A 21,058-nucleotide genomic window follows, 5' to 3' on the forward strand; every position below is an offset into this window, starting at 1 on the left:
GTCACTTCCATCGGAACGAATTGGACATCAGCTGCCATTGATCGACGTTGTCGGCGCCCTTGGGCGCGTAGAGCTCCAGTGTGACGAGCTTGCCGTCCTTGAAAAAGAGATAGCGCTCGTTTTCCAGACGCACTTGCCTGTTGGTCACGGCGTTGGGTTCGGAGTTGGATGTATAGACAATACGAATCGCCTCACCGGCGGGCAGCTTGACCTGCTTGACTGCTGTCACCCGCACGGCCCGCCCCATCGCGTCCAGTTTCGAAACATAATCCGCCTTGGCGCTTTCTACAGTCGGCAGAGCGTCCGCCTTAGCCACCGAGACGACGACGCCGTCGAGCTTGTCGATGAAGCTTGCCCCGTCGGCACGATCGGACCTTGCCCAGCCTTCCGGCACCTTCATGGTGAAGCCTTCCGGGGACGCATAGTCGATGAAGACCTGCGTATCGGGAATATCGCCAGGCGGGTTCTTTTCCGCAGGAACCGCTTTTTCGGCCGCGGACGCCGGAACGATGCCCGGTCCGGGACAGGCAAGGCACGCGACGAGCGCCAAAGCCGACAACAGTCGGCCGGTTTTTTGACGAAGGGTGATCATGTCTGGCAACCTCCGGTTTCAACGGCAGTCTGTCCAGCATACCGCATCAAGCTTACGGCCACGTCGCGTCATCCATACGGATTGGTAATTTTTCAGCTTCCGGGCGATCTGGTCGCCGGGAAATTGACCATCACTGCCAGGCCGGGATTGCGGTCCTCCAGCTTGATCGTGGCGCCGTGCAGATCCGCCACGGCCTTGACCAAGCTCAGGCCAAGGCCGCTGCCAGGCGTCGTGCGGCTGGAGTCCAGCCGATAAAGCCGCCGGAACACGTTCTCGCGCTCCTCGGCGGGAATGCCCGGGCCATTGTCGCCGACCGTTACCAGAACACGATCGCCTTGCCGGGTCAGCGACAGCTCAATAGTGGTACCCGGCGGACAGTGCCTGAGCGCGTTCTCGACCAGGTTGGCAAGCATCTGCATCAACAGGTCGCGGTCGCCATGGATGTACCATTTCGCACCCGGAATGATCTTTGTGAGCAGGGACTTGCCGTCATCTTCGGCGACATCGCCATAGACCTCTCCGATGGTTTCAATCACCGGGCCGACATCGAGGTCGACGAAGCGGGCCTTGCGCGCGCCGGCCTCGATCTGGGCGATGCGCAGCAAGGCGTCGAAGGTATCGTTGATCTGCTGGCTTTCGGCGCGGGCGTCCGCCAACTCGGCCTCGACATCGTTGCCCGATGCCGTTCTATCGGCAGCGGACTCCAAGATCATCTGCAAACGGTTGAGCGGCGTCTTCAAATCATGGGCGATGTTGGCGCTGACCTCGCGCATGCCGTCGACCAGCGCCGACAGTCGATCAAGCGCGGCATTGACCTGGCCGGAGACCGCATCGATGTCGTCGCCATTGCCGATCAACGGGATGCGCGCCTCGAGCCGGCCATGCGAGACGTCGACCATGGTGGCGGCGATGGCGTCGAGGCGTCGCTGGACCCGCGAGGCGAGCACGGCGCCGCCGGCGAGGGCAAGGCCGGTGATGAAGAGCGTCGCCCAGCCGAAGCTCATCAAGGCGATGGTCTCGAGTGCCTCGGTTTCCGAGAGCGAAAAGGCGACCGTCAAATTGTTGCCGCCGACCGTGCCCGAATAGGCGCGATACTCGGTGCCATGCGGCACACCGGGCAAGGTGGCGGCAAACATGGAAAAGCCGTCCGGCAAGCCTGCGGCCGTGAAATCTCCAGCCAGATGCTTGCCGCTATGATCCGTGAGGGAAAAGATCTGGTCGGTGTCCTGGCTGAACTGCGCATGATCCCTGACGGTAGCGACGAGATCCTCCTCGTCGCTTTCGGCATAGGTCGCGGCGATGAGGGAGTAGGTCTCCTTGATCGATTGATCGAGCCGTTTGGTCAGTTCGGCGCTCATCAATTGATAGACGATCGCGCCGGACAGGATAAAGGCCAGCAGGAACAGGAAGGCGAAGGTAAGCGCCAGCCTGAACGGCGTGCTGCGCAGCAGGCTGGAGCGTGCCCCGTTCATTGCTCTAAGCAGACATCGGCCAGAACAGCCACAGCAGCGCCAGCGCCGCCGCTATCCAGACCGCGACCATGAAGATCACCCCCGCCTTGCTGACCGGCTTGGCGCGGCGCGTGGCCTCGTCGCGAAACTCCTGCATGAGGCCGGCCGGCACCAGCTTGACCGCAAGCAGGATGCCGAGCGGGACGATCAAAAGGTCATCCAGATAGCCGACAATCGGGATGAAATCCGGAATGAGATCGATTGGGCTGAGGGCATAGGCCGCGACCATTCCGGCGGTCGCCTTCGCGTACCAGGGGATGCGAGGGTCGCGTGCGGCGAGCCACAGCGCCACGACGTCGCGCTTGATCCTACGCGCCCATTGCTTTGCAGAGTCCAACACCGACATATCACCTATATACGGACAGCCGGTCGGACGTGCGAGATGCGATCGAGCGTGGATCGTCAGCCCGGCGCATGCAGACTGTAGCCGGTGTTGCGAACAGTGTGGATGAGCGGAACTTCGAAGGGCTTGTCCACCTTGGTGCGCAGCCGGCTGATATGCGTTTCGACCACACTCGTCTTGGGATCGAAATGAAAATCCCAGACGCGCTCCAGAAGCATGGTGCGGGTGATGACGCGGCCCTCGCCGCGCATCAGCACCTCGAGCAGGCTGAATTCGCGCGGCTGCAGGTCGATCGCCTGGCCTTGCCTGGTCACGCGCCGCTGGATGAGATCCATTTCAAGGTCGGCGACACGCAGGCTCGTCTTCTGTTCCTGCGTCGCCGGCCGCCGGCCGAGCGCGTGGATGCGGGCCAGCAACTCGGAAAAAGCGAAGGGCTTGACGAGATAGTCGTCGCCGCCCGCCTCCAGGCCTTCGACCCGATCGTCGACGCCACCGATCGATGTCAGGAAGATCGCCGGCGTGCGCACGCCCGCCGCACGCACCGCCTTGATCATCGACAAGCCGTCGAGGCCCGGCAGCATGCGGTCGGCGACGATCACGTCATAAGCGTTGCGGGTCGCGGCGAAGAGACCGTCATGGCCGTCGCGCAGCAAATCGCAGACATGGCCGGCCTCGGCCAGCCCCCTGACGATATAGTCGGCGGTTCTCGGATCGTCCTCAACCAGCAGAAGTCGCATCGCCCTTTGTCGTCCCCGCTCCTTGCTGTTTCAGCCGCGGCCGGCATGGTAGCGCCGGCTGCGGCTTTTTCTTGGCCGGCTTGCGTTCTAACTTTTTTGTTCCGGCGCAATTCCGGACGGAAGGTTACGGCGAAGTCGCCGAACTTAACCGTTTCACACTTTTCCTTGAATTGCTCTAGCGAACGACAAGCTCCTCCTCCTCGTCGAACGAGCCTCGCAGCGTCATGTAAAGCACGATTGCCACAATGCAGCCGAGGAAAATCAGGCTGGTGAAGGTGGTGCCGAAGCCCAATCCGCCATACTCCACCGGCTGCGACAGCAGATCGCCGAATGAAGCGCCAAGCGGCCGGGTGAGGATATAGGCAAGCCAGAAGGCGAGAATGCCATTCAGGCCGAGGAAGAAATAGGCGAGAGCGATCACCGCGATCACGCCGCCGAAGATCAGGCCGGTGCTGAGATAGCCCATGTCGAAGCGCTCGGCGACCAGGTCTCCGGCGGCAGTGCCGAGCGAGAAGGTGAACAGGATCGCCAGCCAGTAGAAGATCTCGCGTCGCGTGGTGAAGATGGTGTGGATCGACAAGGTCCTTTCGCTCGCGTACCAGGCCAGGAAGGTCAGCGCTAGAACCACGGAGAACACGATCGTCGTGGTCTCAAGCCGTACGCCGAAATTGTCGACGAGGTTGTCGGTGACCAAAGTACCGACGATGCTGATCAGGACGACAGCAAGCCAGTAAGCCCAGGGCACGTAACGTTTTTGCACGAACTGCAGCACAAGCGCGACGATAAGAACGCCAGTCATGATCAGCGACGTGGCGGTTAGGCCGAGACCGAGATTGACGGCGAGGTAGTCGGCCGCCGTCTCGCCCATGGTCACCGCCATGAGCTTGATCAGCCAGAAATCGACGGTCACATCCGGGACCCGGTTGAGGGGATTGTCGGTGTATGAGGTCATGACGATGTCCTTTTTGGGGCGATGCCCATTCGATGCGGAGGCACGGATTACTTGCCGAAGATCTTCATGCCCTGGGCGAAGAAGTCGTCGGCGCGCTTGTCGTCGTCGGCGTTGCAGCGCTCGATGCCTTTCGTCTCCAGTTCGGAGACCTTGTTCTTGTCGGCATCGTTGAGCGTCGCCTTGGCTTCAGCGGCGCGCAGATCCTTCAGCGCGGTTTCGCAAGGCACCGGGGCGGCAAGGGCGCAGCCAAGCGGAGCGGTGATGGCGGCAGCGGCAAAGGCGAAAGCAAGGGCAAATCTGTTCATGATTGTAATCCTGACGTTGAGGGCCGGGTTTTGGCGTCCAATCGAACCGCCTCAAATTGCATCTGGCGGCGACAAGTCAGGCTAGACAGGCGACTTCACGGCAGCCTGTCCGGGAAGTTACAAATTCGTAAGATCGGCTAAAAAAATCCGCCGGGTCTCGTCATCGCGCGACGGAAGCGCTAGAGGAGCCTGGCGCCATCGGCGCCGGAGCGGTGAGAAAGAATGGTTTACACGTCCCTCAAATCGGCGCCGAAAGCGTTTGACCAGCACAAGCGCCTGATCGTCGTGCAGGTGGCGGCCGTGCTTTCCATCATCCTGCTCCTGTTCAGCAGGCCGGCGCTGGCCGAAGGGTCGGACGGTCACGAAATCGTCGAAACGATCGGGCTGCTGATGGTGTTTGCCTGTTTCCTCGGCCGGCTTTGGAGCATCCTGTTCGTCGGCGGCAGGAAGAATGACGAGCTGATCGTCTCAGGCCCGTTCTCGATGACCCGCAACCCGCTCTATTTCTTTTCAACCGTCGGCGCGGCTGGCATCGGGCTGATGTTCGGCTCGGGGCTGGCGGCCGCGATGCTCGGCCTGGCGAGCTACCTTGTCTTCCGGTTCACCGCGCGCAAGGAGGCCGAGTTCCTGGCCGGCAAGTTCGGCGCGGCCTACGCGGCCTATGCCGAACGCACGCCGGGCTTCTGGCCGAACCCGCTGCTTTATCGCGACGAGGAGCAGTGGCTGTTTTCGACCAGAGCGCTGAAGAGCACGTTCCGCGACGGGCTCTATTTCCTGGCGCTGTTCCCGGTCATCGAGACGGTCGAGTATTTCCGCGTCAGCGGCGCATTGCCGACGCTTTTCACCGTTTACTAGTTTCCAAGCACGGAATTGACCCCCGTCGGCTATGTTTGCTGGTGGGCGGCACGCGTCCGAGATTGTCAGAAACGCCCATCCGCGAGGTTGAGAGGCTTCCGCGAAATCTCCAGCGTTTGCGCTGATTTCACGGAATGAACGCTGATCAGCGTGCCCTGCCGCGCGCAGCCCTGCGTACGCTCTCCAGAAGAATTGCCAGGCAGCCGACCAGAAGCAGCAAGCCGCCGATCAGCGGCGGCAGCGCCAGAAACTTTACCGCCGCGGTGATGAGCGCAATCAGGATCAGCGCCAGCAGTGCCAGATTGCCGTCATCGACGAACATGCCGACGAGCTCTTTCAGGATGAGGCGGATGACATTCATCGCGTGATACCTTCCGCTGGAGTGGGTTCGCGCAGCCAGCGCACGATGGCAAAGGACGCAAGCGCCACGACTGCGAATATGCCAAGCAGGGCGAGGTCCTTTCCTGGCCAATCGGCGCCAAGGCCTTCGCCGGTCCAGAACACGCCGAAACTGGTCAGCATCAGTCCGACGACGAATTTCAGCGCATTCTCAGGCACACGCGCCAATGGCCGGTGCACGGCGAGGCCGATCATCATCACCAGCACGAAGGCAGCCAGCGCGCCGAAGCCGGCATAAAGCGTCTGGCCGTGCGCAGCGCCGACGGCAATGACGATGAACACCACTTCGACACCCTCGAGCAGCACCGCCTTGAACGACGCCACAGCGGCCAGATAGTCGGCGCGGTGGTCGTTGGCCTGCCGCTGCAACGCGGCGGTCTCCTTGGAAAAGGCCTGCTCCTCGTCATGCAGCGCGATCACGCCGACGCTGCGCAGGATCGCCTTGCGCAGCCAGCGCATACCGAACAGGATCAAAAGCACGCCGACCACGAATTGCAGGACAGTGATGGGGACCAGCGCCAGCAGCGGTCCGAACGCCAGCACCAGCGCCGCCAGGACAGCGAGCGCAATGGCGGCCCCGCCCAGCGCCGGACGCCAGCCGCGCGTCACGCCGACGGCAAGAACGATGGTGAAGGCCTCAACCACTTCGACGAAGGACGCCAGAAACGAAGCGGTCATGGATGCGAGAATGGGTGACAGATCGTTCATTGGGCTTCCGTTGAATTGCGGCACAGCTCTGGCTATCTGCTTTACGCAATTCCAAAGCGGAAAACCGTTATAGCTTTTCCTGATATTGCTGAAGCAACAAAAGAGTTTGATCGGCTCATCAGGCCGCTCGATACCGGAATGGAGCCATGAAGAAGATCGGATTTTTGTCGTTCGGGCATTGGACGCCCTCGCCGCAATCGGGCACGCGCTCGGGCGCAGATGCACTGCTGCAGTCGATCGAGCTTGCGGTCGCGGCCGAGGAACTCGGCGCCGACGGCGCCTATTACCGTGTCCACCATTTCGCCCGGCAGCTCGCCTCGCCCTTCCCGTTGCTGGCCGCGGCCGGCGCCAAGACCAGGCGTATCGAGCTCGGCACCGCCGTCATCGACATGCGCTATGAGAACCCGCTTTACATGGCCGAGGATGCCGGTGCGGCCGATCTCATCGCCGGCGGCCGGCTGCAGCTCGGCATCAGCCGTGGCTCGCCCGAGCAGGTGATCGACGGCTGGCGCTATTTCGGCTTTGTGCCGGAAGAGGGCAAGAGCGACGCCGACATGGCGCGCCGGCACTCGGAGATTTTCCTCGACCTGCTGCGTGGCGAAGGCTTCGCCCAGCCCAACCCGCGGCCGATGTTTCCCAATCCGCCCGGCCTGCTCCGGCTCGAGCCGTTCTCGGAAGGGCTGCGCGAGCGGATCTGGTGGGGCGCGGCGACCAACGCCACCGCCGTATGGGCGGCCAAGCTCGGCATGAATTTGCAGAGCTCGACCTTGAAGTTCGACGAGAGCGGCGAGCCGCTGCACATCCAGCAGGCCGAGCAAATCCGCGCCTACCGTGCCGCCTGGAAGGAAGCCGGCCATGCCAGGGAGCCGCGCGTGTCGGTCAGCCGCAGCATCTTTGCCTTGGTCAACGACATGGACCGCGCCTATTTCGGCGGCAGCGAGGGCCAGGACCATTTTGGCTATATCGAGCCGGAGAAGCGCGCCGTGTTCGGCCGCACTTATGCCGCCGAGCCGGACAAGTTGGTCGAGGAACTGAAGGAAGACCAGGCGATCGCCGAGGCCGACACGCTGCTGCTCACCGTGCCCAACCAGCTCGGCGTCGACTACAACGCCCATGTCATCGAGACGATCCTGAAGCATGTCGCGCCAGCCATGGGCTGGCGGTGACGCCTATCCGTCACGGCGATCAATAAACCTGCGCGGTCGGCCGGTGGAGGATCTCATTGATGTCGACCGCTTCCGGCTGGCTCATGAAGGCGACCGCGCGGGTAAAGGAGCCGGCCGGGATCGCCTGTTTGTAGACCTGCCGTCGCCTCAGCGATCGATCCTTGCCGCCTGCTGCGGGAGTAACGCTCGCCCTGCACGGCAATCGCCGAGAGGAATCCTCGATGGTGCGGAGATCGTCCTGCGTCAGCACAACGGCGGCGGAACCGATGTTTTCCTCAAGTCGATTGAGCTTCGTCGTCCCGGGGATCGGAACGATCCAGGGTTTGCGCGCCAGCAACCAGGCGAGCGCGATCTGTGCTGATGTCACCTGTTTTTCGGCGATATTGACACGTGCCGAGTGCAGGCTCTACTTTGACGCGTAATCGGTTACGTAATCGGTTACGGCTCAACAAGTGGAGGAAAGCATGAGCAAGGTTTCAAATACCCAACTGCTCGGCCTGGGTTCGTTCTCGCGCCGCAAATTCCTGAAGACCAGCGCGCTGGCGGCCGGCGCGCTCGCTTTGCCGATCGGCCCGGTTTTCGCCGCCGACAAGCCGAAGGTCGGCCTGGTCATGAAATCGCTGGCCAACGAGTTCTTCAAGCAGATGCAGGCCGGCGCCGAGGACTATGCCGCCAAGAACAAGGACAAGTTCGATTTCGCCGCCGTCGGCATGAAGGACGAGCGTGACTTCGCCGCCCAGGTCGACGCGATCGAGAACTTCATCACCCAGAACTACAACATCATTGTGGTGGCACCGGCCGATTCGAAGGCCATGGTGACGCCGATCGCCAAGGCGCTGAAGGCGGGCATCAAGGTCATCAACATCGACGTGTCGCTCGACACGGAAGCCAAGAAGAAGGCCGGTATCGATCTCGCTTTCTTCGGCCCGGACAACCGCGCCGGCGCCAAGCTCGCCGGCGATGCGCTCGGCAAGGCGCTGGGCAAGGGCGGCAAGGTCGTCATCCTCGAAGGCAATCCCGAGGCCGACAATGCCAAGGAGCGCAAGCTCGGCTTCGACGACGCGGTCAAGGAAAACGGCCTTGACCTGCTCGATTCCAAGACGGCGCATTGGGAGACCGAGGAAGCCAACACGCTGATGACCAACTTCCTCACCCAGCATCCCGACATCCAGGGCGTCATGGCCGCCAACGATTCGATGGCGCTCGGCGTCGTCAAGGCGATCGACGCGGCCGGCAAGTCGGGCCAGATCAAGGTCGTCGGCTTCGACAACATCCCGGCCGTCGGCAAGCTGCTGAAGGAAGGCAAGATGCTCGCCACCGTCGAGCAGTATGGCGCGCAGATGGCGGCCATGGGCATCGATTACGGCCTGCGCGAACTTGCCGGCGAGAAATTCACCGGCTGGGTCAAGACCGACATCAAGCTGATCACCGCTTGAGGCAAGTGCGGCCGCCAGTACTCCCTCTGGTGCGCCATCGCTTCGCCTTTGTCATCACCGCCGCCGGCAGTTCCGGCGGCGGTGACGATGCGCCGACGCCGCTATCGCGGGCTCTAACTATTTATTTTTACGCAATTCCGGACGGAAAACCGCTGCGCACTGTTCCTGGAATTGCTTGAGAGCGCGGTTTAGGATTCTTCTGCCCATGGATGTGATTCTCTCCCTTGAAGGGGTCGGAAAGATCTTTCCCGGCGCCGTCGCGCTCAGCGACGTCTCGCTGGCGATCGCGCGTGGCGAAACCCACATCATCCTGGGCGAGAACGGCGCCGGCAAGTCGACGCTGATCAAGCTTCTGGCCGGCATCTACCAGCCTGACTCGGGCTCGATCGCCTTCAACGGCCAGCCTTACCAGCCGAAGACGCCGCATGACGCGCAGCTCTCCGGCATCCGCATCGTGCACCAGGAGCTCAACCTGTTGCCCTATCTCAGCATCGCCGAGAATTTGATGCTGGAGAACCTGCCGCGCCGTGCCTTCGGCATCGTCGACGGCAAGGCGCTCAACAGCCGCGCCCTAGCGCTGCTCAAGGAAGTCGGCCTCGACATCGATCCGCGCACCCGCGTCGAGGCCCTTGGCGTCGCGCAGATGCAGTTGGTCGAGATCGCCAAGGCGCTGAGCTATGACAGCAAGCTGCTGGTCCTCGACGAGCCGACGGCGACGCTGACGCCGCCCGAGATCGAGCGGCTGTTTTCCATCATCAAGCGGCTGAAGGCCCGGGGTGTCACCATCATCTACATCTCGCACCGGCTGCATGAGGTGTTCGAGATCGGCAACCGGGTGACGGTGCTGCGCAACGGCAGGCTGGTGGCGACGCGCGACCTGCAGGGGCTGACTGTGCCCGACCTGGTCCGTATGATGATCGGCCGCGACATTGCCGACGAATATGGCTTCGACGACAAGATCGTGCCGGGCACGATCGCGCTCAGCGTCGCCAATCTGAAGCGCAGCACCGAGACGCCTCACATTTCCTTTGCCGTCCGCCACGGTGAGATCCTTGGCGTCGCCGGGCTGGTCGGCAGCGGCCGAACCGAAGCCATGCGCGCGCTGTTCGGCGCCGACCCGAAGCTCGACGGCGTCATCGAGATCGACGGCAAGCCGGTGGCGATCACCGCGCCCAAGGACGCGGTGCGGCATGGCCTCAGCCTGCTCACCGAGGATCGCAAGGGGCAAGGGTTGCTGCTCGACATGCCGGTCGACAAGAACATCACCATCACCGATCTCGACAAGGTTTCGCGCCACGGATTGCTCAACCGCCGGGCCGAAGCCGCCGCCGCCGACGATCTGGTTGGGCAGCTGCGTGTCAAGGCAAGCTCGATCGAGCAGGCGGTGCGCAATCTTTCGGGCGGCAACCAGCAGAAGGTGGTGCTGGCCAAATGGCTGTTCCGCGGCACCTCGACGCTGATCCTCGACGAGCCGACGCGCGGCGTCGACATCGGCGCGCGGCGGGAGATCTACCAGCTGCTCTGGATGCTGGCGGCGGCGAAGAAGGGCATCATCATGGTGTCGTCCGACCTGCCCGAGCTGATGGGCATGTGCCACCGCATCATCGTCTTTTCCAGGAACAAGATCGTCGGCGAGGTGCCGCGCGCCGAATTCGACCAGGAGCGCATCCTGTCGCTCGCCTATCAGGAGTATGTGCGACCATGAGCGAGACGTCCGAATCCGTCGTGGCGGCGCCCGTTTCCCCGGGGCGGGCAAAATTCCTGCGCTTCCTGGTCCGCGATGCCGGCGTGCTCTTGGCGCTGGTGCTGATCACCGTGTTCTTCTCGGCAACCGCGCCCTACTTCGCCACACCGGGCAATGCGCTGAAGATCTTCGTGCAGATCGCCATCAACACGGTGCTGGCCGCCGGCATGACCTTCGTCATCCTGACCAGCGGCATCGACCTTTCGGTCGGCTCGGTGCTGGCGCTGTGCACCGTGGTCGGCGCCACCGTGATGATCGACGAGAACCTGTCGCCGGCCGTCGCCATCACGCTGGCGCTGCTTGCCTGCATGGCGACGGGTGCCGTCTGCGGCTTCCTCAACGGCTGGATCTCGACGCGCTGGAAGATACCGTCCTTCATCGTCACGCTCGGCATGCTCAACATGGCGGCGGGCGCTGCCCGCGTGGTCAGCGACAATTCGACCATCACCGGCCTGCCGCAGAGCTTCGTCGATTTCGGCAACCTCATCATCGGCGGCTTCCTGCCGTCGATCTTCCTGGTCGCGGTGCTGGTCATCGCGGCCGGCTGGTTCGTGCTGCGCTTCACCGTCTTCGGCCGCATGATCTTCGCCGTCGGCACCAATGACGAGGCGGTGCGGCTCTCCGGCCACAATCCGGATTTCTACAAGGTCGCCGCCTTTACCATCAGTGGGCTGACGGCCGGCATCGCGGCGATGGTCTATCTGTTGCGCCTCAACATCGGCAGCCCGATCGCCGGCGTCGGCTATGAGCTCAACGCGATCGCCGCCGTCATCATCGGCGGCACCAGCCTCAGCGGCGGCAAGGGCTCGATCATCGGCACGCTGGTCGGCGCCTGCATCCTGCAGGTGCTCTCGACCGGCCTGCAGCTGCTCGGCGTCGGCGACAACTTCAAACCGATCGTGATCGGCCTTGTCATCGTGCTCGCCGTCATCCTCGACGCATATCGGGAGCGGCTGTTGCGAAAAATACGCTAATGCATATCGCTCAACGGAGACGCGGGAACCCGGACCCATGACCACAATTGCCGATGTCGCGCGCCATGCAGGCGTCTCGGTCGCAACCGTCTCGCATGTGATGAACCGCACGCGCCATGTCGAGCCGGAGACGGCAGAGCGTGTGCGCGCCGCGATCACCGCCTTGCGCTACAGTCCGAACTCGGTGGCGCGCAGTCTGCGGCGCGGCGAGACCAAGACCATCGGCCTGCTGCTTCCCGACAATTCCAACCCGTTCTTCGCCAGCGTCGCGCGCCAGATCGAGGATGCCGGCTTTGTTGCCGGCTACACGGTGATCCTGTGCAACTCCGACGGCAATGCCGAAAAGGAAGAGCGCTATCTCTCGGTGCTGATGGCCAAGCAGATCGACGGGCTGATCTTCGCCGGTTCGTCCGACCACGCGCGGGTCTTCTCGCGCCTCCTGCCCAACGTGCCGGCGGTGCTGCTCGACCGTGAGATCCAGTCGGTCAACGTCGACACGGTTCTGGTCGACCACGATCATGGCGGCTATCTCGCCGGCCGCCATCTGGTCGGGCTCGGCCACCAAAAGATCGGCGTCATCGGCGGCCCGCGCGATTCGAGCTCCAGTCCGGCCCGTCTGCGCGGCTTCGCGCGGGCGCTCGACGAGGCCGGTCTCGAACTGCCGGGATCGGCGGTGGTCGATTCCGACTATCATTTCGCCGGCGGCCGCACGGCGATGGAGCGGCTGATGGCGCAGGCGCCCGACATCACGGCGTTGTTTGCCTGCAACGATCTGATGGCAATGGGCGCGCTGACGATGCTGCGCTCGCGCGGCCTGCGGGTGCCGGACGATCTCTCGATGATCGGCTTCGACGACATCCCCTATGCCGTCACGACATGGCCGCCGCTGACGACGATCGCGCAGCCGGTCGAAAAAATCGGCACGCGGGCGGTGAGCCTTCTGCTCGAACGCCTCGGCGAGCCGGCGGCGCCGTCGCGCCGCGAGGTGCTGGCGCCGGTGCTGGTCGAGCGGGAAAGCTGCGCGGCTTTGCGGCAGTAGGCGCCTAATCTCCCCCTCGAGGGCAGGGCAACCGCATGAGTTTTTACGAAGAGGACCCCCACCCCTAACCCCTCCCCACAAGGGGGAGGGAGACTTGGTAGGCGCTCATTTCCGCAAACTGTCGACGTTTCGGCACCAAAAAGGATGGCATGCGGCAGCGTTCCCTCCCCTTGGGGAGGGTTAGGGCGGGGGTCCTCTTCGTAAAAACTCATATGCGATCGCCCTGCCCCCAAGGGGGGATTACCTCAAGCCGCCGGCTGCAAACCTGCCCGCAGCAGCATGCCGAACAGGTCGCGCGGCTCGTCGGGGTCGGCGAGCAGGTCGAGCTCTTCATAGAGCCCGGTGGCCTTGAGCTGGTCGCGGACATAGCGCAGCGCGGAAAAATCCTCGGTGGCGAAGCCGACGGAATCAAACAGCGTGATCTGCTCAGGCGCCTTGCGGCCCAGCGCCTGGCCGGAGATCACCTGCCACAGCTCGGTCACCGGGTGGTCGGCGTCGAGCTGCTGGATCTCGCCCTCGATGCGCGTCTGCGGCGGAAACTCGACGAATATGTCGGAGCGCAGGAGGATGTCGCGGTGCAGCTCGGTCTTCCCCGGGCAATCGCCGCCGACGGCGTTGATGTGGACGCCCGAGCCGACCATGTTGTCGGTCAGGATGGTGGCGTACTGCTTGTCGGCCGTCACGGTGGTGATGATGTCGACGCCTTCGACGGCATCCTGTCCGGTCTGGCAGATGGTGATGTCAAAGCCTTTGCCGGCGAGATTGCGGGCGCATTTTTCCGAAGCGGAGCGGTCGATGTCGTAGAGCCGCAGCCGGTCGATGCCGGCAAGCGCCTTGAAGGCGATAGCCTGGAACTCGGACTGGGCGCCGTTGCCGATGATGGCCATGGCGCGCGAGCCCTTGGGCGCCAGGTATTTCGCCGCCAGCGCCGAGGTGGCGGCGGTGCGCAGCGCGGTCAGGATCGTCATTTCGCTGAGCAGCATCGGATAGCCGGAGCCGACATCGGCGAGCACGCCGAAAGCGGTCACGGTCTGGCGCCCCTCGCGCATGTTCTTCGGATGGCCGTTGACATATTTGAAGCCGTACATCTTGCCGTCGCTGGTCGGCATCAGCTCGATGACGCCGTCATGGCTGTGCGAGGCGATGCGCGGCGTCTTGTCGAACAGCTCCCAGCGGCGGAAGTCTTCCTCGATGTAGCCGGCGAGCTCGGTCAAGAAGCGCTCGACGCCGATCGTCAGCACCAGCTTCATCATATGATCGACGCTGACGAAGGGGACGATGGCAAGGCGGGACGGCTGGCTCATGATCAGATGGTTCCGGAGTGGCTGCGGGTCGGGCGATCCATGATGCGGCGGCCCATCAGGCTGGCGGTGAGGTCGACCATCAGGGTGGCGGTGCGGCCGCGCTCGTCGAGGAACGGGTTCAGCTCGACGAGGTCGAGGCTGGAGACCAGACCGCTGTCGGACAGCATCTCCATCACCAGATGCGCCTCACGAAAAGTGGCGCCGCCGGGCACGGTGGTGCCGACCGCCGGCGCGATCGAGGGGTCGAGGAAATCGACATCGAGGCTGACATGCAGCAGGCCGTTCTCCTTCTCGACGCGGGCGAGGAAGGCGCGCAGCAGCGGCGCGATGCCATGCTCATCGACGGCGCGCATGTCGTGCACGGTGACGCCCGCTTCGTTCAGCGCCCGGCGTTCGGCCGGGTCGACGCTGCGCAGGCCAATAGTGCAGATACGGGCGGGATCGACAGGCACCGCCAGATCCGGGAAATAGCCGTTGAAACCGGGGCGGCCGCTGGCATAGGCGAGCGGCACGCCGTGCAGATTGCCGCTGGCGGTGGTGTCGAGCGTATGGAAGTCCGGATGCGCGTCGAGCCACAGCACGAAGAGCGGCCGGCCGCGCTCGGCGGCGCGCTGCGCCACGCCGGACACCGTGCCGGCGGATATCGAATGGTCGCCGCCAAGGAAGATCGGCATGGCGTCACCGGCGGCGGCGTAAGCGGTTTCGGCGATCGCCGCCGTCCAGGCCGAAATCTCGGACAGCGCCTTCAGCGCCAGATTGCCGTGGACGACGGCGCGCACTGCTGCCTTCTCCACCGTGCCCCAGTCCTCGACCTCATGGCCGAGTTCCGAAAGCACCGAGATCAAGCCCGCCGTGCGCAAGGCGCTCGGCCCCATCTCGCATCCCATCCTGCCCGCGCCGTCCTGCACCGGCGCGCCAACGATCCTGCAGCGCATGATTCTTTTCGCCCTTTGAAAATTGATGGCCGCAGTAAACCATCGTGCCCCGGCGGTTTGAACAGGCGAAATTGGCATTTCGAGAAGAATGATTTATCATTTCGGGCATCGATTTTGATCGAAATGGACAGTCATGGACGCACTCGACGAAAGACTCTGGTGACGCCACGGCGTCACGATGCGCGGCGCAACGTCTCCGATCTCGCGGTCGACCTCGGCGTCGCGCGCGCCACGGCTTTCAGGCAATGGTCGACTGCATGCTGGAAGCCGGCCGATCGGTGCTGGCGGGTAGCTCTTCAGGATTATTGACTCGCAGATGAAATGGCCGGATTTTATTCAAATAGGTCCGTCCTATTGGGGGTACAGTGATGGCCGCCTTTTTCAGATCGATTCTACTGTCTTTGCTCTTGGCTGCGTGCGCTGAACGAGCCGAGGCGGCCATCAAAATCTGCAACAATTTTCCCCAGACTGTTTACTTTGCGATGGCGTATGCTCAGCCAGGGTACGATGAGTCGTACATTTCCCGAGGTTGGCTCGTGCTGAACCCAAATGGAGGGTGCGACCAATTCGATAGTGCACTTCATTTGACTGAATTTTGGTACTACGCGGAAACTAACGAATATAAGGTGAGCAAACGCGTCAAGAACAAGAATATGTGGGGAAACGTTAGGCCCGACAAACAATTTTGGATCGCTACGAATTCTTTTAATTTCATCAACAATCTAAATGAGAAGCCGGCGTCTCCGGGCGACCCTGGCGCACAACTGGTCGGTTTTACACGTTCCGTAGAATCAAAAGACTCGGAATTGGAAGAGACACTAACCATCGAGGCCGATGGCATCAATGTCTCTCAGAGTTTCAGCAGCGGCCAGTGATCGAAGACATTCATGGTATCCCTTCCGGAACTTTGCCAGCAAGCCGAAGCGCTGGCGAAGGTGGAAATTGATGCCGCAGTGAACCATCCTGTCTCGACGATTTGAACAGGCGAAATTGGCATTTCGAGAAGACTGGTTTACCATTTCGAGCACCAACTCTGATCGATATGGATGATCATGGACGCGCTCGACGAAAGACTGGTCACGCTTCTGCGCCACGACGCGCGGCGCAGCGTGTCGGATCTGGCGGTCGATCTCGGCGTCTCGCGCGCCACGGTCAGGGCGCGCATGGAGCGGCTGCAGAAATCCGGCGAGATCATCGGCTACACAGTGGTGCTGCGCGCCGACGCGGTCGATCAACGCATCCGTGGCATGATGATGATCGAGATCGAAGGCCATGCCGCGGACCGCGTGGTGCGCGCTCTCGGCGGCCTCGCCGAAGTCTCGACCATCCACACCACCAACGGCCGCTGGGACCTAGTGGTCGAGCTCGGCACCGCAACGCTCACCGATTTCGACGCCGTGCTGCGAAGGATAAGGCTGATCCCCGGGATCACGGGGAGCGAGACGAGCCTGCTGCTGGCGACGCCGCGGACGACGAAGGCTCGGCTGGGGTAATGGCAGCTCGTGCATAACAGTGCCCGGTCCACTGCAGGACCTCCGAACGGCCAGCGAGGCCATTGAGGAAAAGAGGGCAATTGCGTAGAGATCGCGGCATGTTGCATGAACGGAACAGCTTTACCCTGATCTCGGCGCATTTCGGGGATCTATTCTGGATCGAGCAAATGGCTGCTCATGTCGCGTCGATGTCGCGGCCCGGATCGATTGAGGCCATGCGCATCGTCGATCAGGATCGCAGACCCGAGGTCGCGCGCCGGCTTGCTGCCCTGCCTGGGCATCCTGAAGTTCTGTCGTTTCCCGAGGACGGCGCGCAAATCGCCCTTCTCGGCCACGATCATCCCGCCGCCCTGAACCGCTGCATGCAGCTGGATTATGCGACAACCCACGTCATCGTGCTTGATTCCGATTGTTTTCCCATCACTGCCGATTGGATCGACAGGATTGACACGATTCTGGCTGATCATGACGCGATCGTGGCGCGGGATTCGTCGAAATATGGGCTGTCTCATCCATGTTTCATGGTGCTTCCGGTCCCCCTGCTTAGCAAACTTAATTTTAGTGAAGCGGGTGCCGACACCGGTCGCCTCATCGGGCTTCAGCTTGGCCGGCTCGACTGCACGCTAGGATGGGACACACCGACTCCGGCTTTTCGCGGAAGGCGCGGACAGTATCATCTCGACGGCGCGCTCTATCATCACACGAAAGCGTCTTTCGTCACTTCGAACCAGCGGAAACTGCACAGCCAGGTCAATGCCCGCGTCGAACGGTTTTTCCGCAACAAGGTTGAGCGAGAGGATTTCGCTTTGAGCCTAGCCGAACGCTTCTATCTGCGCCTGCTCAAAAGATTGAGCTGAAGCAGACTTCGAGGCTAGACGAGAGCAAGCTCCCGGCGATGCTCCGTGAGCTCTTGGACAGCCTGAGGGCCGGGGCGCGGTCCTTTGCAAGGAAGAGGCGAACCAGGGCGGCTTTGTGTGGTTTATGCATCCGACCGGCGTGCGCGTCGCCGAGGATCAGGCCGACGCACTCTTGAAATTTAGGCTTTGTCGAGCTTGCCGGCGACGGCCAAAGCTTCGCCGGATTGGCAAGTTCTGCTTTGGTGAAGCGCGCCGCTCGGGTCATCCTATTCACCGGGTCTGTGTCGCTTTTCGAAAATGATAGCGCGCTCGAAAGCATCGACCGGAAAACTCAATCGGGCGAATGGGTGATGATAGATGCTGCTACCATGATGGCTATTGGCATTGCAGTTGGATGGCAGGTGTAGGCGTGCTTCAGTCGAGAAAAAGCGCTTTCAGACCTCATGGTTCCTGCTGCCGATGAGGACGAACTGGATGCCGTCTACATAGATATCGATTGGCCGGATGTGGCAGCTCCAAACACTTGACAGTTGCCTGGGTTTGTTCGCAAGTCGCTGCATGCAATACATAAATGCCCACAATCTCATGACCAATTTGCCGGTTGTGCAGAGCTATTTCACCAAACGCGGTGAGCCCCGCTCGAATTTGCGCATCTTTTTGCAAGACGAGCACAACCTCGTGCTCCCGGGCGGTCGCGGGGTGCGGCCCTCTTGCCCTCAAGGTGTCGTGCCATCCATCTTCGGCGGCGACGAAAAGTACTTCGTGAGAGTTGACAAGGAACGGAAATTCAGGCGCGCGGATGTGATCCTCGAATATAATGTGCCTAACGTCGTCAATATAAAATCCAGTGGCAAGTTTTCGGACCAGACTTGTGACCGGATCGTCTACTGCCCCTCGATCCCGTTCGACTACTCAAACGTCGGTGACCGCAGTATCGACGTTCTGACCAACATCATTAACACGGAGGAGCCGAGGCGGGCGAGGTTGATTGAAAAGCTGGATGCTTTTCAAGGGTACAGAAACGTCCAGGGCATTTACGATCTGCCTAGCCTGCGATCGCTGTACCAAAGCGCAAAGATTGTCGTAAATCCGCATCAGACGTGGCATCACCACTCGATCGAAGAATTCAGAATTCTGCCGGCTTTATCGCAGGGGTGCCTCATTGTGAGCGAAGATGTGCCGTTGCGAACGCACATCCCTTATCATGAATACGTGATCTGGTGCCGATATGAAGATATCCCCGAAATTGTTGCCGACACGCTCCAGAACTACGATCAAGTTCTCGACAGGATGCACGGTCCCGACAGTGGACTCGAACTGCTACTGCAAAGGATGTTGGCCGAGTTTGAACAGTCGATGGACAGCGTGATCGCAGCCGACGCCAACAGATCCTCCTTTTCAAGATTTCTTTCAGCGGTCCAAAGGCGAGGATGCTAGCGAAGAGTGGCGCCTCGGCCTGGCCGGCGCCGGCTGATCGGTGCTCCTCGTGTCAGCCCAGGTTAAGCTTCGCTGAGAGGGACCGTTCCCGAGGGTTACCGATTGAGAAAATATCGAGAAAGTCACCAGGCGCTTATGGCAGGCGCAGATATGAAAAAAGGCCGGATCGATCCGGCCTTTTTTCATATCTGCTTAATTTCCTGAAGGAAACTGGAGCGGGTGAAGCGATTCGAACGCTCGACCCCAACCTTGGCAAGGTTGTGCTCTACCCCTGAGCTACACCCGCTCGCACGGCCTTGGGCCGCAAGCCGGGCCTATATGGCCGAAGAGCGCCGCGATTGCAACAGGGAAATGACGGTCTTTTTGGCCGCAGCCGACGTCTGCCTGACGGCCGGGTCCAAAGCCGCCGGAATCTCGCCGGTGCGTTCGTTGCGGACTTGCCGGAATGGCGCCCTTGGCCGTAAACGGCATCGAGACTTGCCGATGATTGTGAGGACCGATGCCGAAGACCGAAGCCGAGCTCAATGCCTTTCTTGCCGACCTCGGCATTCCCGTCTCGACGGTCAGGCACCCGCCGCTCTACACGGTCGCCGATTCGCAGGCGCTGCGCGGCGAGATTCCGGGCGGCCACACCAAGAACCTGTTCCTCAAGGACAAGAAGGACAATTATTTTCTCGTCACCGTCGGCGAGGAAGCGGTGGTCGACCTCAAGCAGATCCACCATCTGATCGGCGCTTCCGGCCGGGTCTCCTTCGGCAAGCCGGAAATGCTGATGGAGCTGCTCGGCGTCATTCCCGGCGCGGTCACCGTTTTCGGCCTGATCAACGACGAAGGCGCGAAGGTCAAAGCGGTGCTCGACCAGGAGTTGATGGATCACGCCGTCATCAACGGCCATCCGCTCACCAATGAGGCGACGACCTCGATCGCGGCGGCCGACCTCATCAAATTCGTCGAGGCAACCGGCCACGATGCTGTTATCTTGAAAGTCTCGGCTTGATCGCCACATGGAGGGCGAAACCGAAATCAGCACAGCGACGAAGTCGCGCTCTGCATCCGAAGACGCGACCGATAAGGGCGACACCATGAGTGACAACAATCCGTTCAGCAGCTCTTTTGGCAACGCTTCGGGCCAATACACCCAATCCGTCCAGTATGGCGGCGGCGACCGCGCCAAGGTCGCGCTGGCCGAAGCGCCGGCGGCTGCCGAGCTGATCAAGGATACGACGACCGCCGCCTTTGCCGCCGACGTCATCCAGGAATCGCGCCGCCAGCCGGTTCTGGTCGACTTCTGGGCGCCCTGGTGCGGCCCGTGCAAGCAGCTGACGCCGCAGCTCGAAAAGGCGGTCAAGGCAGCCGGCGGCAAGGTCAAGCTGGTCAAGATGAACATCGACGACCATCCCTCGATCGCCGGCCAACTCGGCATCCAGTCCATTCCCGCGGTCATCGCCTTCAAGGATGGCCAGCCGGTCGACGGCTTCATGGGTGCTATCCCCGAAAGCCAGATCACGCAGTTCCTCGACAAGGTCGGCGGCAAGGGCGGCGGCGCGCCGCAGATCGCCGACGCACTCGCGGCCGCCGCCGAGGCACGGACGGCCGGCGACATCCAGACCGCCGCCGACATCTATGACGCGGTGCTGGAACAGGCGCCGGAAACGATCGAGGCGATCGCCGGCCTGGGCGAGATCCTGTTCGAAGCCGGCGACGCGGAAGGCGCCGAGACGATGCTGGCGCGTGCGCCGGAGGACAAGAAGGATGCCCCAGCGCTTGCCGCGCTACGCACCAAGATGACGCTTGCGGCAGAAGCGGCCACGCTCGGCAATCCGGCCGAGTTCGAGCGCCGGCTTGCCGCCAACCCAGCCGACCATCAGGCGCGCTTCGATCTGGCGATGATCCAGAATGCGCGCGGCGAGCGGCATGAGGCCGCCGACAATTTGCTGGCGATCATCAAAGCCGACCGGGCCTGGAATGAAGACGGCGCCCGGGCGCAGCTTTTGAAATTCTTCGAGGCCTGGGGAATGACCGACGAGGCCACGCTTGCGGCACGGCGCAAACTGTCGTCGCTGCTGTTCGCTTAATATTTTTTTTGCCGGCTGTCATGGCCGGCAGGCTTGAGCAGCGCGGCGCCAGCGCCAGATAGAGCGGGGAACCGCTGCGCTTGCCGGTAAAGATCAGGCCGGACGCGAGAGCAATTCCAGGAAAGTGCGGCTCGCGTGTTTCCGTGAAACGCTATGGAGGAGATCGTAGCTTGATGCATTTGCAGCAGACGGTTTG

The 21,058-nt window shown here is 62.1% G+C and carries 23 protein-coding genes, 1 tRNA gene and 1 pseudogene; 13 read left to right on the forward strand and 12 right to left on the reverse strand.

What is annotated here, in order from left to right:
- Window position 1: 1 nt before the first annotated feature.
- From ACVDG8_RS20245 to ACVDG8_RS20270, 6 genes are all read right to left on the reverse strand, one after another.
- Window positions 2–592, reverse strand: a complete 591-nt coding sequence (locus ACVDG8_RS20245) for a hypothetical protein (protein WP_447256271.1) — start codon at window positions 590–592, stop codon at window positions 2–4.
- A 92-nt stretch (window positions 593–684) separates the two neighbouring features.
- The gene (locus tag ACVDG8_RS20250) at window positions 685–2,064 is read right to left on the reverse strand and encodes a sensor histidine kinase (RefSeq protein WP_447256272.1); all 1,380 of its coding nucleotides are present in this window, start codon (window positions 2,062–2,064) and stop codon (window positions 685–687) included.
- Between the two features lie 4 nt (window positions 2,065–2,068).
- Window positions 2,069–2,449 (reverse strand): YkvA family protein, encoded by a 381-nt coding sequence (locus tag ACVDG8_RS20255; RefSeq protein ID WP_447256273.1) that lies wholly within the window; start codon window positions 2,447–2,449, stop codon window positions 2,069–2,071.
- 56 nt (window positions 2,450–2,505) lie between these two features.
- Window positions 2,506–3,183, reverse strand: coding sequence for a winged helix-turn-helix domain-containing protein (locus ACVDG8_RS20260; protein WP_447256274.1), 678 nt, complete (start codon window positions 3,181–3,183; stop codon window positions 2,506–2,508).
- A gap of 175 nt (window positions 3,184–3,358) precedes the next feature.
- Entirely contained in the window at window positions 3,359–4,135 is a 777-nt protein-coding gene (locus ACVDG8_RS20265; protein ID WP_447256275.1) for a COG4705 family protein, read from the reverse strand.
- Between the two features lie 47 nt (window positions 4,136–4,182).
- Entirely contained in the window at window positions 4,183–4,440 is a 258-nt protein-coding gene (locus ACVDG8_RS20270) for a hypothetical protein (protein ID WP_447256276.1), read from the reverse strand.
- 222 nt (window positions 4,441–4,662) lie between these two features.
- Between ACVDG8_RS20270 and ACVDG8_RS20275 the strand changes: the two genes are divergently transcribed.
- The gene (locus ACVDG8_RS20275) at window positions 4,663–5,295 is read left to right on the forward strand and encodes a methyltransferase family protein (RefSeq protein ID WP_447256277.1); all 633 of its coding nucleotides are present in this window, start codon (window positions 4,663–4,665) and stop codon (window positions 5,293–5,295) included.
- Window positions 5,296–5,440: 145 nt separating this feature from the next.
- On the opposite strand, the gene ACVDG8_RS20280 is transcribed toward ACVDG8_RS20275, so the two are convergent.
- Together ACVDG8_RS20280 and ACVDG8_RS20285 are read right to left on the reverse strand one after the other, a co-directional pair.
- Window positions 5,441–5,656, reverse strand: a complete 216-nt coding sequence (locus ACVDG8_RS20280; RefSeq protein WP_447256278.1) for a hypothetical protein — start codon at window positions 5,654–5,656, stop codon at window positions 5,441–5,443.
- On the reverse strand, window positions 5,653–6,402 hold the full coding sequence (locus tag ACVDG8_RS20285) for a COG4280 domain-containing protein (protein ID WP_447256279.1): 750 nt from the start codon (window positions 6,400–6,402) through the stop codon (window positions 5,653–5,655). Before ACVDG8_RS20285 ends, ACVDG8_RS20280 begins: the two co-directional genes overlap by 4 nt.
- Before the next feature lie 146 nt (window positions 6,403–6,548).
- Between ACVDG8_RS20285 and ACVDG8_RS20290 the strand changes: the two genes are divergently transcribed.
- Complete coding sequence (locus ACVDG8_RS20290; protein ID WP_447256280.1) at window positions 6,549–7,568, forward strand: LLM class flavin-dependent oxidoreductase; 1,020 nt, start codon at window positions 6,549–6,551, stop codon at window positions 7,566–7,568.
- Window positions 7,569–7,715: 147 nt separating this feature from the next.
- Here ACVDG8_RS20290 and ACVDG8_RS20295 read toward each other — a convergent pair.
- Window positions 7,716–7,947: pseudogene (locus tag ACVDG8_RS20295) on the reverse strand (aldo/keto reductase); the annotation flags it as partial.
- Between the two features lie 85 nt (window positions 7,948–8,032).
- Here ACVDG8_RS20295 and ACVDG8_RS20300 point away from each other — a divergent pair.
- The 4 genes from ACVDG8_RS20300 to ACVDG8_RS20315 all read left to right on the forward strand — a co-directional run bounded on the left by ACVDG8_RS20300 (window position 8,033) and on the right by ACVDG8_RS20315 (window position 12,761).
- Window positions 8,033–9,004, forward strand: coding sequence for a substrate-binding domain-containing protein (locus ACVDG8_RS20300; protein ID WP_447256281.1), 972 nt, complete (start codon window positions 8,033–8,035; stop codon window positions 9,002–9,004).
- A gap of 205 nt (window positions 9,005–9,209) precedes the next feature.
- Window positions 9,210–10,709: a sugar ABC transporter ATP-binding protein gene (locus ACVDG8_RS20305; RefSeq protein WP_447256282.1), complete on the forward strand. Its 1,500-nt coding sequence runs from the start codon at window positions 9,210–9,212 to the stop codon at window positions 10,707–10,709.
- Window positions 10,706–11,722: an ABC transporter permease gene (locus ACVDG8_RS20310; RefSeq protein WP_447256283.1), complete on the forward strand. Its 1,017-nt coding sequence runs from the start codon at window positions 10,706–10,708 to the stop codon at window positions 11,720–11,722. Before ACVDG8_RS20305 ends, ACVDG8_RS20310 begins: the two co-directional genes overlap by 4 nt.
- A 37-nt stretch (window positions 11,723–11,759) precedes the next feature.
- On the forward strand, window positions 11,760–12,761 hold the full coding sequence (locus tag ACVDG8_RS20315) for a LacI family DNA-binding transcriptional regulator (protein ID WP_447256284.1): 1,002 nt from the start codon (window positions 11,760–11,762) through the stop codon (window positions 12,759–12,761).
- 245 nt (window positions 12,762–13,006) lie between these two features.
- Here the strand turns inward: ACVDG8_RS20315 and ACVDG8_RS20320 are convergent, their stop codons facing one another.
- Window positions 13,007–14,065, reverse strand: a complete 1,059-nt coding sequence (locus tag ACVDG8_RS20320) for an ornithine cyclodeaminase (protein ID WP_447256285.1) — start codon at window positions 14,063–14,065, stop codon at window positions 13,007–13,009.
- 2 nt (window positions 14,066–14,067) lie between these two features.
- On the reverse strand, window positions 14,068–15,000 hold the full coding sequence (gene rocF / locus ACVDG8_RS20325) for an arginase (protein ID WP_447256286.1): 933 nt from the start codon (window positions 14,998–15,000) through the stop codon (window positions 14,068–14,070).
- Window positions 15,001–15,159: 159 nt separating this feature from the next.
- Between rocF and ACVDG8_RS20330 the strand changes: the two genes are divergently transcribed.
- The 5 genes from ACVDG8_RS20330 to ACVDG8_RS20350 all read left to right on the forward strand — a co-directional run bounded on the left by ACVDG8_RS20330 (window position 15,160) and on the right by ACVDG8_RS20350 (window position 18,787).
- A complete protein-coding gene (locus ACVDG8_RS20330) occupies window positions 15,160–15,309 on the forward strand; it encodes a hypothetical protein (RefSeq protein WP_447256287.1) in 150 nt (49 codons plus the stop codon).
- A 59-nt stretch (window positions 15,310–15,368) separates the two neighbouring features.
- A complete protein-coding gene (locus ACVDG8_RS20335; protein WP_447256288.1) occupies window positions 15,369–15,875 on the forward strand; it encodes a DUF1036 domain-containing protein in 507 nt (168 codons plus the stop codon).
- A 177-nt stretch (window positions 15,876–16,052) separates the two neighbouring features.
- Window positions 16,053–16,493 (forward strand): Lrp/AsnC family transcriptional regulator, encoded by a 441-nt coding sequence (locus ACVDG8_RS20340; RefSeq protein ID WP_447256289.1) that lies wholly within the window; start codon window positions 16,053–16,055, stop codon window positions 16,491–16,493.
- 98 nt (window positions 16,494–16,591) lie between these two features.
- The gene (locus tag ACVDG8_RS20345) at window positions 16,592–17,350 is read left to right on the forward strand and encodes a hypothetical protein (protein ID WP_447256290.1); all 759 of its coding nucleotides are present in this window, start codon (window positions 16,592–16,594) and stop codon (window positions 17,348–17,350) included.
- Between the two features lie 585 nt (window positions 17,351–17,935).
- A complete protein-coding gene (locus tag ACVDG8_RS20350; protein ID WP_447256291.1) occupies window positions 17,936–18,787 on the forward strand; it encodes a hypothetical protein in 852 nt (283 codons plus the stop codon).
- 211 nt (window positions 18,788–18,998) lie between these two features.
- On the opposite strand, the gene ACVDG8_RS20355 is transcribed toward ACVDG8_RS20350, so the two are convergent.
- Window positions 18,999–19,073: transfer RNA gene (locus ACVDG8_RS20355), tRNA-Gly, on the reverse strand.
- Window positions 19,074–19,286: 213 nt separating this feature from the next.
- Here ACVDG8_RS20355 and ACVDG8_RS20360 point away from each other — a divergent pair.
- A complete protein-coding gene (locus tag ACVDG8_RS20360) occupies window positions 19,287–19,784 on the forward strand; it encodes a prolyl-tRNA synthetase associated domain-containing protein (RefSeq protein WP_447256292.1) in 498 nt (165 codons plus the stop codon).
- Between the two features lie 85 nt (window positions 19,785–19,869).
- Window positions 19,870–20,862 (forward strand): thioredoxin, encoded by a 993-nt coding sequence (trxA, locus tag ACVDG8_RS20365; RefSeq protein WP_447256293.1) that lies wholly within the window; start codon window positions 19,870–19,872, stop codon window positions 20,860–20,862.
- Window positions 20,863–21,058: the final 196 nt, after the last annotated feature.

The organism is Mesorhizobium sp. ORM8.1 (assembly GCF_053005525.2).

Coding starts and splice junctions, on each gene's coding strand:
- ACVDG8_RS20245 (WP_447256271.1), bottom strand. CDS start 592: ATGATCACCCTTCGTCAAAAAACCGGCCGACTGTTGTCGGCTTTGGCG.
- ACVDG8_RS20250 (WP_447256272.1), bottom strand. CDS start 2,064: ATGAACGGGGCACGCTCCAGCCTGCTGCGCAGCACGCCGTTCAGGCTG.
- ACVDG8_RS20255 (WP_447256273.1), bottom strand. CDS start 2,449: ATGTCGGTGTTGGACTCTGCAAAGCAATGGGCGCGTAGGATCAAGCGC.
- ACVDG8_RS20260 (WP_447256274.1), bottom strand. CDS start 3,183: ATGCGACTTCTGCTGGTTGAGGACGATCCGAGAACCGCCGACTATATC.
- ACVDG8_RS20265 (WP_447256275.1), bottom strand. CDS start 4,135: ATGACCTCATACACCGACAATCCCCTCAACCGGGTCCCGGATGTGACC.
- ACVDG8_RS20270 (WP_447256276.1), bottom strand. CDS start 4,440: ATGAACAGATTTGCCCTTGCTTTCGCCTTTGCCGCTGCCGCCATCACC.
- ACVDG8_RS20275 (WP_447256277.1), top strand. CDS start 4,663: ATGGTTTACACGTCCCTCAAATCGGCGCCGAAAGCGTTTGACCAGCAC.
- ACVDG8_RS20280 (WP_447256278.1), bottom strand. CDS start 5,656: ATGAATGTCATCCGCCTCATCCTGAAAGAGCTCGTCGGCATGTTCGTC.
- ACVDG8_RS20285 (WP_447256279.1), bottom strand. CDS start 6,402: ATGAACGATCTGTCACCCATTCTCGCATCCATGACCGCTTCGTTTCTG.
- ACVDG8_RS20290 (WP_447256280.1), top strand. CDS start 6,549: ATGAAGAAGATCGGATTTTTGTCGTTCGGGCATTGGACGCCCTCGCCG.
- ACVDG8_RS20300 (WP_447256281.1), top strand. CDS start 8,033: ATGAGCAAGGTTTCAAATACCCAACTGCTCGGCCTGGGTTCGTTCTCG.
- ACVDG8_RS20305 (WP_447256282.1), top strand. CDS start 9,210: ATGGATGTGATTCTCTCCCTTGAAGGGGTCGGAAAGATCTTTCCCGGC.
- ACVDG8_RS20310 (WP_447256283.1), top strand. CDS start 10,706: ATGAGCGAGACGTCCGAATCCGTCGTGGCGGCGCCCGTTTCCCCGGGG.
- ACVDG8_RS20315 (WP_447256284.1), top strand. CDS start 11,760: ATGACCACAATTGCCGATGTCGCGCGCCATGCAGGCGTCTCGGTCGCA.
- ACVDG8_RS20320 (WP_447256285.1), bottom strand. CDS start 14,065: ATGAGCCAGCCGTCCCGCCTTGCCATCGTCCCCTTCGTCAGCGTCGAT.
- rocF (WP_447256286.1), bottom strand. CDS start 15,000: ATGCGCTGCAGGATCGTTGGCGCGCCGGTGCAGGACGGCGCGGGCAGG.
- ACVDG8_RS20335 (WP_447256288.1), top strand. CDS start 15,369: ATGGCCGCCTTTTTCAGATCGATTCTACTGTCTTTGCTCTTGGCTGCG.
- ACVDG8_RS20340 (WP_447256289.1), top strand. CDS start 16,053: ATGGACGCGCTCGACGAAAGACTGGTCACGCTTCTGCGCCACGACGCG.
- ACVDG8_RS20345 (WP_447256290.1), top strand. CDS start 16,592: ATGTTGCATGAACGGAACAGCTTTACCCTGATCTCGGCGCATTTCGGG.
- ACVDG8_RS20350 (WP_447256291.1), top strand. CDS start 17,936: ATGACCAATTTGCCGGTTGTGCAGAGCTATTTCACCAAACGCGGTGAG.
- ACVDG8_RS20360 (WP_447256292.1), top strand. CDS start 19,287: ATGCCGAAGACCGAAGCCGAGCTCAATGCCTTTCTTGCCGACCTCGGC.
- trxA (WP_447256293.1), top strand. CDS start 19,870: ATGAGTGACAACAATCCGTTCAGCAGCTCTTTTGGCAACGCTTCGGGC.